The organism is Paenibacillus illinoisensis NBRC 15959, from assembly GCF_004000925.1.
GTDB lineage: Bacteria > Bacillota > Bacilli > Paenibacillales > Paenibacillaceae > Paenibacillus > Paenibacillus illinoisensis.
This window is the reverse complement of record NZ_BIME01000003.1, coordinates 79,775-94,393: the sequence shown is the minus strand read 5'-3', so window position 1 is coordinate 94,393 and position 14,619 is coordinate 79,775. Positions and strand designations below refer to the sequence as shown.

Genomic DNA, 14,619 nt, shown 5'->3' with positions numbered 1-14,619 from the left:
TATATGTACAAAACGTTGAAATCGGGTTTGATGGTCGTTGTGCTGATGCTCGCGGTTGCCTTGCTGGCAGCATGTTCCGCGAAGACGGAGCCGTCTGCCGAACCTGCTGCTGCAAGTTCAGGAGGAGACGCAGAGCAGTCCTTAACGAAAGTGAAAATTCAGCTTAAATGGGTTCCGCAGGCCCAGTTTGCGGGAATTTATGCCGCGAAGGAACAAGGTTTTTTTGAAGATGAAGGTATCGATGCAGAGATTATCCCAGGTGGCCCGGATATCGTCATTGAACAGCAGGTGGTGAACGGCGCAGCCGATGTCGGCATCACGGGGGTAGACAGTTTGCTGGTGAGCCGCGACAACGGTCTGCCGCTGGTCTCCCTTGCCCAGATTTCACAGAAGAGCAGCTATCGTCTAATCGCCAAGAAGTCAGCAGGAATTACTGATCCGGCCCAGATGAAAGGCAAAAAGGTAAGCACATGGTTCGGCAGCCAGCAGTTCCAGGTCCTCGCTTTTATGGAGAAGAACGGACTTGATCCGAAGAAGGATATTGAGCTGGTGAAGCAGGGGTTTACGATGGATCAGTTTTTCAATGACCAGGTGGATGTCGCGACAGCAACCATATATAACGAATATCACGTCGTGCTGGAAAGCGGCGTACAGGAGTCCGATCTGGATGTGTTCAACATTGAGGATGCTGGCGTAGGCATGCTGGAAGATACATTAATTGCGAAGAAGGACTGGGTCGACGGAAACCGCGATCTTGCCGTTAAAGTCACCCGTGCCATTCTGAAAGGCTGGAATTACGCCATCGACAACCAGGAGGAAGCCGTGGATATCGTCATGAGCAACGTGACCGATGGCAGTACGACCCGTGAACATCAGGTTACGATGCTGGCGGAGATTGCGAAGCTGATTCGTCCGGAAGGATTTACGGAGCAGCAGGTGGGCAGTTTTGTGGATGAATCGTTTGCCCGTACAGCAGATATAGCACTGAATTATGGATTGATCAAGAAGGCAGCCAACCTGGATGAAGCGCTGGAGAAGAGCATTTACGAAGAAGCGGTGAAATAAGGGAGTCGAAGGAGGATGACGAATGAGCTCCGTGGATCAGCAACCTCAGCCGCTTGGCGGTACCAAGGAAGAATGGCTGGAGAAGGACCGTAAATATGTGTGGCATCACATCTCGCCTCATAATGATCATCCAATGATTGCGGTCAGCGGGGAAGGCAGCTGGATTACGGATCAGGATGGAACGCGGTATCTGGATGCCATGTCCGGGTTATGGTGCGTGAATGTGGGGCATGGACGGGAGGAGATTGCGAAGAGCGCATATGAGCAGATGAAATCACTCGCTTATGTGCCGATGACCCAGAGCCACGAGCCGGCGATTTTACTGGCAGAGAAGCTGAATGAATGGCTGGAGGGAGACTATCGAATCTTTTTCTCCAATTCGGGATCGGATGCCAATGAGGTGGCGTTCAAAATAGCCCGTCAGTTTCATCACCAGAATGGTGAGCCAACCAGACACAAGTTCATCTCCCGTCACCGGGCTTATCATGGCAACTCCATGGGCGCCCTCGGTGCCACTGGGCAAGCTGCCCGCAAGATCAAGTACGAGCCGCTGGGCGTGGGCTTCTCCCATGTCCCACCCCCGTATTGCTACCGCTGTCCCTTTGGACGGAACAAGGAGGGGTGCGGACTTGAATGTGCAACCATCTATGAAGAGGTCATCCGCTGGGAAGGCCCCGAGACCGTGGCTGCGGTGATCATGGAACCGGTGATTACGGGGGGCGGCATGATTGTCCCACCTCCGGACTACATGCGCACTGTGAAGGAGATCTGTGAGCGTTACGGTGTGCTGCTGATCGTGGATGAAGTGATCTGCGGGTTCGGTCGTTCCGGACAGAAGTTCGGACACCAGAATTACGGGGTGCAGCCGGATATAGTCACCATGGCCAAGGGGATGACCAGCGCGTACTCTCCATTATCGGCTACAGCCGTGCGAGCGGAGCTGTATGATACGTTCCGGGAACCCGGACCGGATGCTCACTTTCGCCATGTGAACACCTTCGGCGGCAATCCGGTCTCCTGCCGGGTAGCACTGGCCAACATCGAAATCCTGGAGCGTGAAAATCTGGTGGAGCGTGCGGATGAACTGGGGCGAGTCCTTCGTGAGAAGCTGGAGCCGCTGCTGGAGCTGCCTGGGGTCGGAGATGTTCGAATGTTTGGCTTCGCCTGCGGCATCGAGCTTATAGAAGCGGACGGCTCTCCGGCTGATGCAGGGAAGGTGGCGCACGTGCTGGCCAGTTGTAAGAAGGACGGCATTCTTATTGGTAAAAACGGGGACACGGTACCCGGTTTCGCCAACATTTTGACGATATCACCGCCCTTTGTCACCACGGAGGATGAGCTGGAGCTGATTGCGGAAAGTTTGCTTAAGGCACTGCGGAGTGTGGAGGCAGGATAGTGGATGGATAGAGAATTCCAGGAATGACTCTCGTATGACTCGTTTGAAAAATAAACCATGTGGAGGCGAGGGAAGATGCAGACCACATCCGGAATAGGCATTAACCATCTTCGGTTGAATGAACGAATTGAACAATTGTCCCGTATTGGACGAATCGGAGAGACCGGCGTTTGCCGGCTTGCCCTCACCCCTGAAGATATGGAAGGCATTATCCAGGTGCGTCTTTGGATGGAAGAAGCCGGACTGGAGACCCGTCTCGATCCATTCGGGAATCTGATTGGCCGCCTGGAAGGTGCTGATCCTGCGCAGCCCATTTTGATGATCGGCTCGCATATTGATTCACAGCCTTATGGCGGTAGGTATGATGGTGCCATTGGTGTCCTGGGTGCCTTGGAAGCTGTGCAGTGCCTGATGGAGAGTGGCCTTCAGCCTCCGATGCCGATTGAGGTCGTAGCCTTTTGCGATGAAGAGGGTTCCCGGTTCAACAAAGGCCTGTTCGGCTCCCGGGGAATGACCGGGCAGTTGGAAGATGGAGAACTGGAGCGACAGGACAGGAACGGGGTGACTCGCAGGCAGGCGCTTGAAGCCTTCGGATGCTCGGTAGAGAAATTCGCTGAAGGAGTCTATGCACCTGGATCCATCGGCAGCTATCTGGAGCTGCACATCGAACAGGGCCCTGTGCTGGAATCGCTGGATGCCCCGGTGGGACTGGTCACGGGCATCTCCGGACCGTTATGGCTCACGGTTACGATCAAGGGCATGGCAGGGCATGCCGGTTCGGTACCGATGGCTATGCGTCATGATGCGCTCGTAGGCAGTGCGAGAGTCATTGCAGCGTTTGATGACATGGTTAGAGCAGATCCGGCTGCCCCCACGGTTGGTACGGTGGGCAGTCTGAGGGTGTTCCCCGACTCGCGCAACATCATCCCTGAGGAAGTCAGCTTCACCTTGGACTTGCGCGATATGGAGATGGAACGCCGCAACCAGCTTGAAGCCCGGCTGATGAATGTGCTTGCTGAAGTATGCAGTCAGCATGGGCTTACCTATTCCGTGGCTGAAGATACCAATAGTGAACCGCGCTACTGTGCGGAACGAATCAAGGCAGCCATTCGCTCGTCTGCAGAGGAGATGGGCTTGTCCTTGCCGGAGCTTATGAGTGGTCCGTTCCATGATGCGCTGGCGCTATCTTATGTGTGTGACTATGGCATGATTTTTGTCCGCAGCAAGGATGGGATCAGCCATCATCCGAGTGAGTATTCCTCCCCGGAGGACATTGCGCTGGGAACGGAGGTATTATACCGCACGATTCGGAAGATATGTAGTCTGCTGCCTGCTGACATTGAATCGGAGGGCTGATTCACCTTTTCTGATATGAAAAAGGAACCGATAAACGATCGGATTTATCTCTAATACATCCTAATCTGGGTAGAAGGAGGCGTTACTGGCGTATGGGGAAAATCAATATAGGCCTGATTCAGGCTTCGCATGAAGTGGAAGGATCGGCACCGGTTGAAGAGCACAAGGAGGCTGCCATCCAGAAGCATATCACCCTGGTCCGTGAGGCTGCAGCACGAGGAGCACAGATTATCGGACTGCAGGAGGTCTTCTATGGACCCTACTTTTGCACCGAACAAAATCCCAAATGGTACGCATCTGCCGAACCGGTGCCGGAGGGACCGACAACCAGGCGTTTTCAGGCGCTTGCGAAGGAACTGGGCGTGGTGATCATTTTGCCTGTGTACGAGGTGGAAGGCATTGCTTCGTATTATAATACGGCTGCCGTGATTGATGCTGATGGCTCCTATCTGGGCAAATACCGCAAGCATCATATCCCGCATGTGGAAGCAGGCGAGGGCACGAACGGCTTCTGGGAAAAATATTATTTCAGGCCCGGGAATCTGGGATACCCGGTATTTGATACAGCTTACGCCAGAGTAGGCGTGTACATCTGCTACGATCGGCACTTTCCGGAAGGAGCCCGTCTGCTCGGACTCGCCGGAGCGGAGATTGTGTTCAATCCGTCAGCCACGGTGGCGGGTACATCGGAATATCTGTGGAAATTGGAACAGCCTGCCCACGCCGTTGCCAACGGCTATTACGTGGCTGCCATTAACCGGGTAGGCGTGGAGGCGCCTTGGAATATGGGCGAATTTTATGGTCAGTCGTATCTGGTGGACCCGCGCGGACGAATGGTTGCCATGGGCAGCAGGGATCAGGATGAGATTGTCATCGGTGAGATGGATACCGAAATCATCCGTGAAGTGCGCAATGTATGGCAATTCTACCGGGATCGGCGCCCTGAGACGTATGAGCATCTGGTTAACCTGTAACTGGCATTTGATAGGTTGTATTCAAAAAAGGACCCGGACCCTAATTCAATCCCTAGGAGGTGCATGTTCATGATAAACAGCACGGGCGCAGCGTTATCCGATTATGGATGGGAGAGCCGTTTTGCCGAGATGAAACCCGCCATGACAGGCAAGGAAGCGATGGAGGAATCCAACCGCTGTCTGTACTGTTACGATGCACCTTGCATCAAGGCGTGCCCAACAGACATCAATATCCCTTCCTTTATCCGGAAAATATCGACAGGTCATCTGAAAGGCTCGGCCCGAACCATTATGGATGCCAATCCGGTAGGAGCCAGCTGTGCAAGAGTCTGTCCAACCGAGGAATTGTGCGAAGGCGCCTGTGTACTGAACGAATCGTCCAAGCCCATTCGCATCGGTGATCTGCAGCGATATGCCACGGACTGGGCACGGCAGGCCAATGAACCTTTGTTTCAGGCAGCCCCCTCCAATGGCCGTTCCATCGCTGTTGTTGGCGCCGGGCCTGCCGGTTTGTCCGCAGCCAGAGAGCTTGGCCGTGCAGGGTATGAGGTGACGATCTATGAAGCGAAGCCCAAGGGTGGTGGATTAAATACGTACGGGATCGTCTCCTTTCGTTTACCGCAGGAAGTGTCCCTGTGGGAAGTGGAGCAGGTTGAAGCGCTGGGTGTACACATCCGGTACGGCGTACGTATAGGAGTGGATCTGTCTCCTGCACAACTGCTGGAACAGCATGAAGCTGTCATTCTGGCTTGTGGTATGGGTTCCGTTCCGATGCTTGGGATCGAAGGAGAGACCTTGGAAGGGGTGTACGATGCCATTGAACTGGTGGAATCCACGAAACAGGGCGTACCGCCTGCGCTGAATGGTCTGAGAGTAGCCGTCATAGGTGCAGGCAACACGGCAGTGGATGCAGCCACCTGCTCGGTACGTCTGGGAGCAGAACGTGTACAGATGCTCTATCGGCGCGGAGAGGGTCAGATGACAGCCTATGCGTTTGAATATGCGTTTGCGAAACAGGAAGGGGTAGAGTTCAGGTGGTTTACGATGCCGCAGCGCATTATTGGCGATGAGAATGGGCGAGTCCGAGCTGTGGAGTGTGTGAAAATGGAGCTGGTCACGCCGCCAGGAGGCGGGCGTGCATTACCCGTACCCCAAGAAGGAACGGAGTTCATGATTGAATGTGACACCGTCGTCCGGGCGATCGGACAGAACCGGCTGCTGCCTCTCATTGAAGCCTTCGGTCTGCGTCATCACTGGGGCGTTGTTGAGGTGGAGCAGCAGACCTACCGAACTTCTCATCCGCAGATCTATGCGGCAGGGGATGTGATTTTCGGCCAGGGGCAAGGCGAGGCCATGGTTGTCTCGGCTGCCCAGCAGGGGAAGCTGGCTGCAGCTGCCCTGATGAAGGCATTGCCTGGACAGGTGGAGGAAACGGCTTGAGGTGAGCTTGTGCTTCGTATGCTGTTCAGACCATGAAGCCATCGAGTGCAAAGCAAGACCATATATGCAAACAACACCAAGGAGGGATCGTTATGGCTGACTTATCGATAAATCTGGCAGGTATTCGATCACCCAACCCATTTTGGCTGGCATCTGCTCCGCCGACGAATACGGGATATCAGGTGCAGCGCGCCTTCGAGGCAGGCTGGGGAGGCGCGGTGTGGAAGACGCTGGGTGAACCGATCATTAACACGTCATCCCGTTTTGCTGCTGTACATTTCGGCGGACAGCGGGTAGCAGGCTTCAACAATATTGAGTTGATCTCCGATCGTCCACTGGAGGTCAATCTGCGGGAGATTGCCGAAACCAAGAAACGCTTCCCGGATCGCGCGGTCATTGCCTCACTGATGGTGGAGCCGAAGCGGGAGAAGTGGCATGAGATTGTCAAAAAGGTAGAAGCAGTAGGAGTGGATGGTCTGGAGTTAAACTTCGGCTGTCCCCATGGGATGGCCGAACGCGGCATGGGGGCGGCTTCCGGTCAGCAGCCGGATCTGGTTGAGCTGCAGACGATGTGGGTGAAGGAAGTCGCGACGACCCCCGTGATCGTGAAGCTGACACCGAATATTACGGATATTACGGCAACGGCCCGGGCCGCAGTGCGCGGCGGTGCGGATGCCATTTCTCTTATCAACACCATTAACTCTCTGGCAGGGGTGGATCTGGATTCGTGGAATACCGTGCCCCATGTAGGCGGCAAAGGAGCCCATGGCGGCTATTGCGGACCAGCCGTGAAGCCGATTGCCCTCAACATGGTGGCCGAATGTGCCCGCCATCCGGAAGTGGGCGTGCCCATCTCGGGTATTGGCGGCATATCCGATTGGCGGGATACGGCGGAGTTTTTGCTCATGGGAGCGACAGGCGTCCAAGTGTGTACGGCAGCGATGCATCATGGTTTTCGCATCGTGGAGGATATGATCGACGGGCTGAATGATTATTTGGATGAGAAGGGCCTGAGCAGTGTGACGGAACTTGTGGGCCAGACGGTCCCCCGATACTCGGACTGGGGTAATCTGGACCTCAACTACAAAGTGGTCGCCCGCATCAACCGTGATGTCTGCATTAACTGCAACAAGTGCCATATCGCTTGTGAGGACACATCGCATCAGTGTATTGATATGCTGACTGATCCTTCCGGCGCCTATCTGGAAGTGGTCGAGGAAGATTGTGTGGGATGTAACCTATGCTCGATTGTATGTCCGGTGGACGGGGCTATTGAAATGGTCGAGGTAGCACCTGAACAGACACCGTTAACCTGGAATGAACGTCAATCTGCGATTGCTGTACTGCAATCGATTAGAGATCAATCAACCAAGGAGGCGATATCATGAGTGGGCGCAAACTGATTCGAAACGGCGTATTGGTCACGGCAGCAGACACATTTGCAGCAGATATACTCATCGAGAACGGGAAAATCACGCAGATTGGCATGGGCATGGTGGCGGATGACCGAACGGAGATCGTGGATGCTGCCGGCTGTTATGTCATTCCCGGTGGTATTGATCCGCATACCCATCTGGATATGCCTTTTGGCGGGACAGTGACCGCGGATGATTTTGCAACGGGAACCGCAGCGGCAGCGTTTGGCGGAACAACGACAATCCTTGATTTCTGTCTGACCCAGAAAGGCAAACCGCTCACCGAATCCCTGAAGGAATGGCATGCGAAGGCCAAGGGGAAGGCTGCCATCGACTATGGGTTTCATCTGATGATCGGAGAGATGAATGACCAGGTATTGGAGGAACTGCCGCAGGTCATTGAGGAAGAAGGGGTGTCTTCCTTCAAAGTGTTCATGGCCTATAAAAACCAGTTCCAGGCAGATGATGGCATCCTCTATCAGACGCTGCAAAAGGCCAAGGAGTACGGTGCACTGGTCATGGTGCATGCCGAGAACGGCGATGTCATCGATCTGCTTGTTCGACAGGCGCTTGCTGAAGGGCGAACCGAGCCGATCCATCACGCACTTACCCGTCCTTCCATCCTGGAAGGAGAGGCGACAGGACGCGCTGCACGTCTGGCTGCCCTTGCGGATTCACAGCTGTATGTTGTGCATGTGACGTGTGCCGAAGCCGTGGAGCAGATTGCACGCATGCGCGACATGGGCTATCGAATTTGGGGCGAGACATGTCCGCAGTATCTGACGCTGGATCAGTCCATCATGGATCAGCCTGATTTCGAAGGGGCGAAGTATGTCTGGTCCCCGCCTCTCAGGGAAGCCTCCCATCAGGAGGTGTTGTGGAATGCACTGAAGAGCGGCCAGTTGCAGACCATTGGGTCCGATCACTGCTCATTTAATTTCAAGGGACAGAAGGATCTGGGGAAGAATGACTTTAGCAAAATTCCTAATGGTGGGCCTGTCATTGAGGACCGGCTTAGCATTTTATACTCGGAGGGAGTTGCCAAAGGACGCATTTCATTGAATCAATGGGTAGATCTGTGTTCTACCCGGGCGAGCAAGCTGTTTGGGATGTTTCCGCAGAAAGGGACACTTGCAGTCGGTACCGATGCGGATATCGTTATTTTTGATCCGTCCATTTCCCGGGAGATATCGGCGAGTACACATCATATGAATGTGGATTATAGCGCCTTCGAAGGCATGCAGGTACAGGGGTGTCCCGTTACCGTGCTGTGCCGGGGGGAGTATGTCATTAAGGATCGTCAGTTTGCAGGTGCGGCAGGATCGGGCCAGTATGTGAAGCGTGCCAAATACGATGCAGGTGCCCCGATGCCTGGGCGGCAGGCGGTTACGACAGTGACGGGAGGTTGAGGCGAATGATGGAGAATGAAGCATTTGAAGCGGAGAAATTGGCGATTGAACGAATGGTTGCGCTGGGATATCGGATCTATTCGGTTCAGGAACATCTGGAGGGTACCAGTGTCGTGTGGGAACATCCCGATCATCCGGGCGAAATGAAAGAGCAGCATGTGGGTACAGCGTCCGGACGAAAGTGGTTCGTCCACTTTCTGATCCGGCAGCTTCAGGAACAGCGGGGGGCATAGTCCTCTTGCCATTTATGCAATTGGACCATGAACGTATTCATAAGCGTAGATGGCGAGTTCGATGGCGACGCGTTTCTCGGGGAGGATATAGTCTTCTCCGAGCAAAGCCTCGATTTTGTCGAGCCGGTGATAGAGGGTCTGTCTGACAATGAATAGGGCAGTAGCGGTCTCCTGTTTGGAGCAGCACAGCACAAAATATTGCTTGAGTGTGCGCAGCAGCTGGCCGCCTTTCTCTGCATCATGCCGGATGACGGGGCCGAGGTATTCCTCAATAAAATCCTCCAGATTACCGCTCTGCTTCATCCCGGCAATGATGCGGTAACCATGGAGATTGCTGTAAAACGGCTGCTGCATGGGTCCGGTATCCTTTTGAATGCGCAGCGTTTCCTTGGCCGTATCCAGGCTGTCCTTGAGTCGTGACAAATCGGCACAGCTGTGACCGATGCCGAGCAGACCGGAGAACAGACGGTGGGTCTGGTCCGTTTCGTGCTGCTGGAGCTGCTCTATGCAACGCCAGAGATGGCTTTTGCGCTGAGGACCTGGCTGAGGATCGAGGATGATCAGGATGATCTGATGATTCAATACCGTGCTGAACAGGGAGAACCCTTCCCTGGAGAATACAGAACGGGCGACGATATTGCGCTGTATAAGCAGCTTCTGCAGCTTGAGGCTGTCGGTATAATTCGGATTACTGTCAAACAAAACGACGGTGCCTTTGCTGGCAGCAAGCAGGGGGCTGGCGGACAGGTACTCTTGAATTTCCTTGGCCGTGTGATGTCCGTTCAGCCAGTCGATGACCCACATGTCTTCCTTGTAACGACGCTTCTCCTCCATGTATTTGGTTCGCATCCAGTCCTGTGCAATAGCGGCTGCACAGCGCTCCAGTGCCTGAACGACAAATTCATCAGTAGGTTTGTGACGCAGTGACTCAGGCTCGTGTTCGGGAAGTTTCTCCAAAAAGAGTACCAGGTCCGCGAAGGTGTAATCGAGCGCCTGAACAGGGAGGGTATAGGCATCCATGAGTTGCTCCAAACGATGGGAATTGCTTGATTGTCCTGACTCAGGTGAATGGTTGCGCTGGGTTAACCAAGCCATTCTCCGGTTCTCCAATTGCTCTGGCGGACAATAAGGAACAGCACTGGCTTCCCCCTCGAGTGGGTATAATGCAACCGGGCAGCCGATTGTGCGTGATAACAAGCGAAGCAGCGGCTGTACGCCGTCTCCGTTTAGCAGGAGCTGGTTGAACGAGGTAGTCAGATTGTCGAGTTCGGCGAGCATCCGCTGATGACTGCGAATCAGGGCGAAGTGCAGGTCCTGTGTAATATCAATATAGCGGACTTGTTCATGGAACCAGATCAGCGGAAAGTCATCTGCTGCTGCGATTTCTTTCATCGCTCCAAGTTGGGACTTGGTGTGAATCCCCAGTTCGATACAGAGTCCAGCCGCACCACGGGCAATTAACTGCCGCAGGAAAGACAAACCTTGCTGCTCATCAGCCTGCCAGCCGATGCCGGTAGTCAGTACCAGTTCTCCTCCGTTTAACAGATCGCCCACATCCGGTACCTCCATAATATGGACCCAACGGACATACCTCTCCAGTGCCCGTTCACTGGCCAGTACCTCTGCCTTGCGAAATACAGGCCGTTTCAACATGTCTCTCATCTGAAGTTGGAGCGTCGTTTCCCCCATACAACCACCGTCCTTCCCCAATTGCATGCCAATTGCAATCCCGCCTCATGATGCAGGTTTCTGAAGAGCGTCTGTTATGTTGTGATGTACGAGCTGGATGACCTGTCTAAAATCCGTTAACTTACATAATTAAGCTATATTATAAGTCCGTTTACCGATGATGGGCTGAAATCTAACGCTGATTTGTTTTACATAACAAACTAGGCATCTTTTTTTGTAATCTGGAATAATCCAGGTTCGGATTGGTGTCGTTTTACCTGACATTTAGGGAGGGAGTCCCTTAATGGTCAAACAAAAAAACCTCCTGATCTCATTGAAATAGACAATCATTCCAATGGAGAACCAGGAGGTTTATTATAATTCCGTATTGCTCTTTATGGACCGAAGTTCAATTGAGCAGCTTAATCTTCGATTCTTTTCTTCTTGAATTTCATCAGGAATTCATACACGATCGGCACAATAACCAGGGTAAGCAGCGTAGAGCTGATCAGACCGCCGATAACGGTAATACCCAGGCCTTTCGAGATGATTCCCGCACTTTCTTCCAGTCCAGTAACGAGTGGCAGCAAGGCGCCGATCGTTGCAAGTGCAGTCATCAGGATTGGACGCAGACGTGTTGCACCTGCTTCAAGCAAGGCTTCACGCGTAGACATGCCGTCTTTCTCCATGTGAATGACACGGTCGATCAGGACGATGGCATTGGTGACTACGATCCCGATCAGCATCAGTCCACCCATCATGGCAGAGACGTCAATGGTGCCGCCAGCCAGGAACAGACCTACCATGATACCAATAACGGTAAACGGCAGGGAGAACAGGATGGCGAATGGAGCGAGTCCGCCGCCAAATGTAACAACAAGTACAAAGTATACAATGGCGATGGCTGCCAGCATGGCAAGACCCAGTTGGGTAAAGGTGTCATTGATCTGCTCGGTTGTACCGCCAAATTTCACCTCAACGCCATCAGGCAGGTCCAGCTTGTCGATGTTATCCTGCAGGGTTTGTGAAGCCTTCTGCACATCGGAAGCCAGGATGGTAGCCGAAACTTGTGCTACGACCTTGCCGTCAATGCGCATGATCGAGTTTGGAGAAGTGCCTTCTTCAACGTTTGCAACATCCTTGATCGGTACTTGGATGCCGAGCGGAGAAGTCACTGTCTCATTTTCAATGTCAGTGATGCTGTCGAATGTCTTCTGATCTGTCTCGACATACACTTTATAGGTTTTGTTATCAATATCCACTTCCGTCAGTACCGGGCGTTCCTGTGCAGGGCTCAGGGCCATAGCCAATTGGCCTGCAGTCAGACCGAGTGAGCTCAGCTTTTCCTGATCCGCGACGAGGGTATATTGACCATACGTGTCAGAGAGTGTGGTGTCTGCTTTTTCGAAGTTTTCGGTATCTGCTTCAACCAGCTTGAACACTTCATCCGTGACAGGCTTGAGCTGTTCCACATTGTCGCCGTAGATGGAGATGCTCAGGCTGCTGCCTCCCAGACCGCCGGACATATCCAGCTCACTCCAGGTACCTACGGGAACTTCTTTACGCAAACCTTCTACAAGCTGTTCCTTCACTTGGCTGAAATCTTTGGTGTCTTCATTGTATTCGATATAGAAGAGTGCCGAGTTTGAGCTTCCTCCACCCATGCTGCTCAGTGGATTGCTGCCGCCGATGGAATACTGCATTTTCTCCAGGCCAGGCTGCTTCAGCAAATATTTTTCAGCAGCAAGTGCTTCTTTTTCAACGTCTTCACGTAGGGAGCCGGTTTCCGGGCTGTATGTGATCGTCACATATTTGTCCTGCTGTTCTGGCAAGAAGCTTGCACCGATGAACGGATACAGGAACAAACTGCCGACGAGCAAGACCACGGCGATGCCGACGGTAATGATTTTGTGCGAAAGTGTCCAGTTCAGCAGGCGTTTGTAACCCTCAGCCATCTTCCCTGGTTTTTCCTCATGATTTTGCTTGTTCTTCAGGCCTTTGCGGAACAGGGTATGAGCCAGCATCGGAACGATGGTGATCGCCACGAGCAAGGATGCCAGCAGCGCAAATACCATGGTTAATGCAAATGGCATGAAGAGTTCGCCTACCATACCGCTAACCAGTGCCAGTGGCAGGAACACGGCGATGGTTACAATCGTGGAAGAGAGGATTGGAATGAACATTTCACGGGTTGCTTCCCGGATCAGATCACGGCCTTTCAGTTTCTCTCCCTTAAGGGTCAATCTGCGATAGATGTTCTCGATAACAACGATGGAGTCATCCACGACCCGTCCGATGGCAACGGTCATGGCACCCAGTGTCATCATGTTCAATGTAATGTCCATGAGTAGAAGCGCAGTCAATGCCATAAGCAAGGAGAGCGGGATCGAGATAATCGAGATAATGGTTGAACGAATATTACGCAGGAACAACAGGATAATCAGGATGGCAAACAGGGCACCAAAGACCGCTTTGCCAAGCATCGTATTGACGGAATCCTGAATCGGCTTACCTTGGTCAAGCAATACCGTCAGTTGGGCATTTTTGAATTGCGACTGCAATTCTTCCGCTTTGTCTTTAACGGCATTCACGACATCCACGGTATTGGCGTCATTGGATTTCACAATGGAGATACCAATGGATTCCATGCCATCTGTCCGTGAAATGGATTCGGCCTGACCGATAACCTCAATGTTCGCGATCTCGCTTAATTTCACCGTAGGAATTCCTGCTGCATTGGCAGCACCAGAAGCACTGCCTGCACTTGCATTTCCCCCCGCGGATGGTGCGGCAGACGGGGTTGACCCCTGTGCGGCATCCGGAGCTGTTGCTTGGCCTGCAGCACCACCTGCTTGAGTAGATGGATCTGCTGCTGCGCCTGCGCCGCTAGGTACCACAGGAATGGCAAGGTTCTTCAGGTCATCGAGATCAATGATATTACCATCAACCACAACGGCTTTTTGTGCTTCGTCCAGTTCGAACAATCCGAGTGGAACGCGGACAGAGGAACCTTGAACGATGCCGTTAACGGTATCTTCTGTAAGGCCGAGTTCATTCATTTTGTCCTGGTTGAACTTCAGTTGGACTTCCTTGACATACTGACCGGAAACCTGTACTTGGGCTACACCGTCGATATCTTCGAGTGCAGGCTGAATATCAGATTCAACGAGTCTGGTCAACTGCTCCAGATCTCCGCCGTCCTTATCGGACAAGCTCAGTGAGACAACCGGAAATGAATTGATGCTGAATTTGGAAATGGTCGGTTTCTGTACACCGTCCGGAAGCTGCACCTCATTTAGCGCCTCGCGAACAGCTGCAGTAGCATTGGTCAGATCTGTTCCGTAATCAAATTCGAGTGTAATAGAAGCAGCGTTCTCCATGGATGTGGATGTGAGTGTCTTGATTCCCTCCACATTGCGCAGAGTCTGTTCCAGCGGCTTGGTCACATCTTCTACGATACCTTCTGGAGCCGCTCCGGGATCAATCGCTGTGACACTTAGAAATGGCACATTGATGTTCGGGATGGTTTCCTGCTTCATCGTCAGTCCGCTGTACAAACCAGCGAAGGAAATGATAATGGTCAGGATCCAGATCGCGAACTTGTTGTTCAGTGAAAAATTAATGATTCCTTTCATACGATGGTCTCTTCTCCTCTCTGTTCTC

The 14,619-nt window shown here is 53.0% G+C and carries 10 protein-coding genes; 8 read left to right on the top strand and 2 right to left on the bottom strand.

The genetic code is table 11. The annotated features are described in order from the left end of the window. Positions 1 to 3: 3 nt before the first annotated feature. The 8 genes from PIL01S_RS09130 to PIL01S_RS09095 all read left to right on the top strand — a co-directional run bounded on the left by PIL01S_RS09130 (position 4) and on the right by PIL01S_RS09095 (position 9,288). Positions 4 to 1,065 carry an ABC transporter substrate-binding protein gene (locus tag PIL01S_RS09130; RefSeq protein WP_127537279.1) on the top strand — a complete coding sequence of 354 codons (1,062 nt, stop codon included), beginning with the start codon at positions 4 to 6 and terminating at the stop codon, positions 1,063 to 1,065. Between the two features lie 22 nt (positions 1,066 to 1,087). Then, complete coding sequence (locus PIL01S_RS09125) at positions 1,088 to 2,461, top strand: aspartate aminotransferase family protein (RefSeq protein ID WP_127537278.1); 1,374 nt, start codon at positions 1,088 to 1,090, stop codon at positions 2,459 to 2,461. 75 nt (positions 2,462 to 2,536) lie between these two features. Next, the gene (locus PIL01S_RS09120) at positions 2,537 to 3,817 is read left to right on the top strand and encodes a M20 family metallo-hydrolase (protein WP_127537277.1); all 1,281 of its coding nucleotides are present in this window, start codon (positions 2,537 to 2,539) and stop codon (positions 3,815 to 3,817) included. Between the two features lie 92 nt (positions 3,818 to 3,909). Next, a complete protein-coding gene (locus tag PIL01S_RS09115; RefSeq protein WP_127537276.1) occupies positions 3,910 to 4,791 on the top strand; it encodes a nitrilase-related carbon-nitrogen hydrolase in 882 nt (293 codons plus the stop codon). Positions 4,792 to 4,860: 69 nt separating this feature from the next. Further along, entirely contained in the window at positions 4,861 to 6,231 is a 1,371-nt protein-coding gene (locus PIL01S_RS09110) for an NAD(P)-dependent oxidoreductase (RefSeq protein ID WP_127537275.1), read from the top strand. A 92-nt stretch (positions 6,232 to 6,323) separates the two neighbouring features. Beyond that, positions 6,324 to 7,619 (top strand): NAD-dependent dihydropyrimidine dehydrogenase subunit PreA, encoded by a 1,296-nt coding sequence (gene preA / locus PIL01S_RS09105; protein WP_127537274.1) that lies wholly within the window; start codon positions 6,324 to 6,326, stop codon positions 7,617 to 7,619. Beyond that, positions 7,616 to 9,055: a dihydropyrimidinase gene (gene hydA, locus PIL01S_RS09100; protein ID WP_127537273.1), complete on the top strand. Its 1,440-nt coding sequence runs from the start codon at positions 7,616 to 7,618 to the stop codon at positions 9,053 to 9,055. Before preA ends, hydA begins: the two co-directional genes overlap by 4 nt. 5 nt (positions 9,056 to 9,060) lie before the next feature. Further along, positions 9,061 to 9,288, top strand: a complete 228-nt coding sequence (locus tag PIL01S_RS09095; protein WP_127537272.1) for a hypothetical protein — start codon at positions 9,061 to 9,063, stop codon at positions 9,286 to 9,288. A 12-nt stretch (positions 9,289 to 9,300) separates the two neighbouring features. On the opposite strand, the gene PIL01S_RS09090 is transcribed toward PIL01S_RS09095, so the two are convergent. Beyond that, on the bottom strand, positions 9,301 to 10,977 hold the full coding sequence (locus PIL01S_RS09090) for a PucR family transcriptional regulator (RefSeq protein ID WP_127537271.1): 1,677 nt from the start codon (positions 10,975 to 10,977) through the stop codon (positions 9,301 to 9,303). 401 nt (positions 10,978 to 11,378) lie between these two features. Further along, on the bottom strand, positions 11,379 to 14,591 hold the full coding sequence (locus PIL01S_RS09085) for an efflux RND transporter permease subunit (protein WP_127537270.1): 3,213 nt from the start codon (positions 14,589 to 14,591) through the stop codon (positions 11,379 to 11,381). Between the last annotated feature and the right edge of the window lie 28 nt (positions 14,592 to 14,619).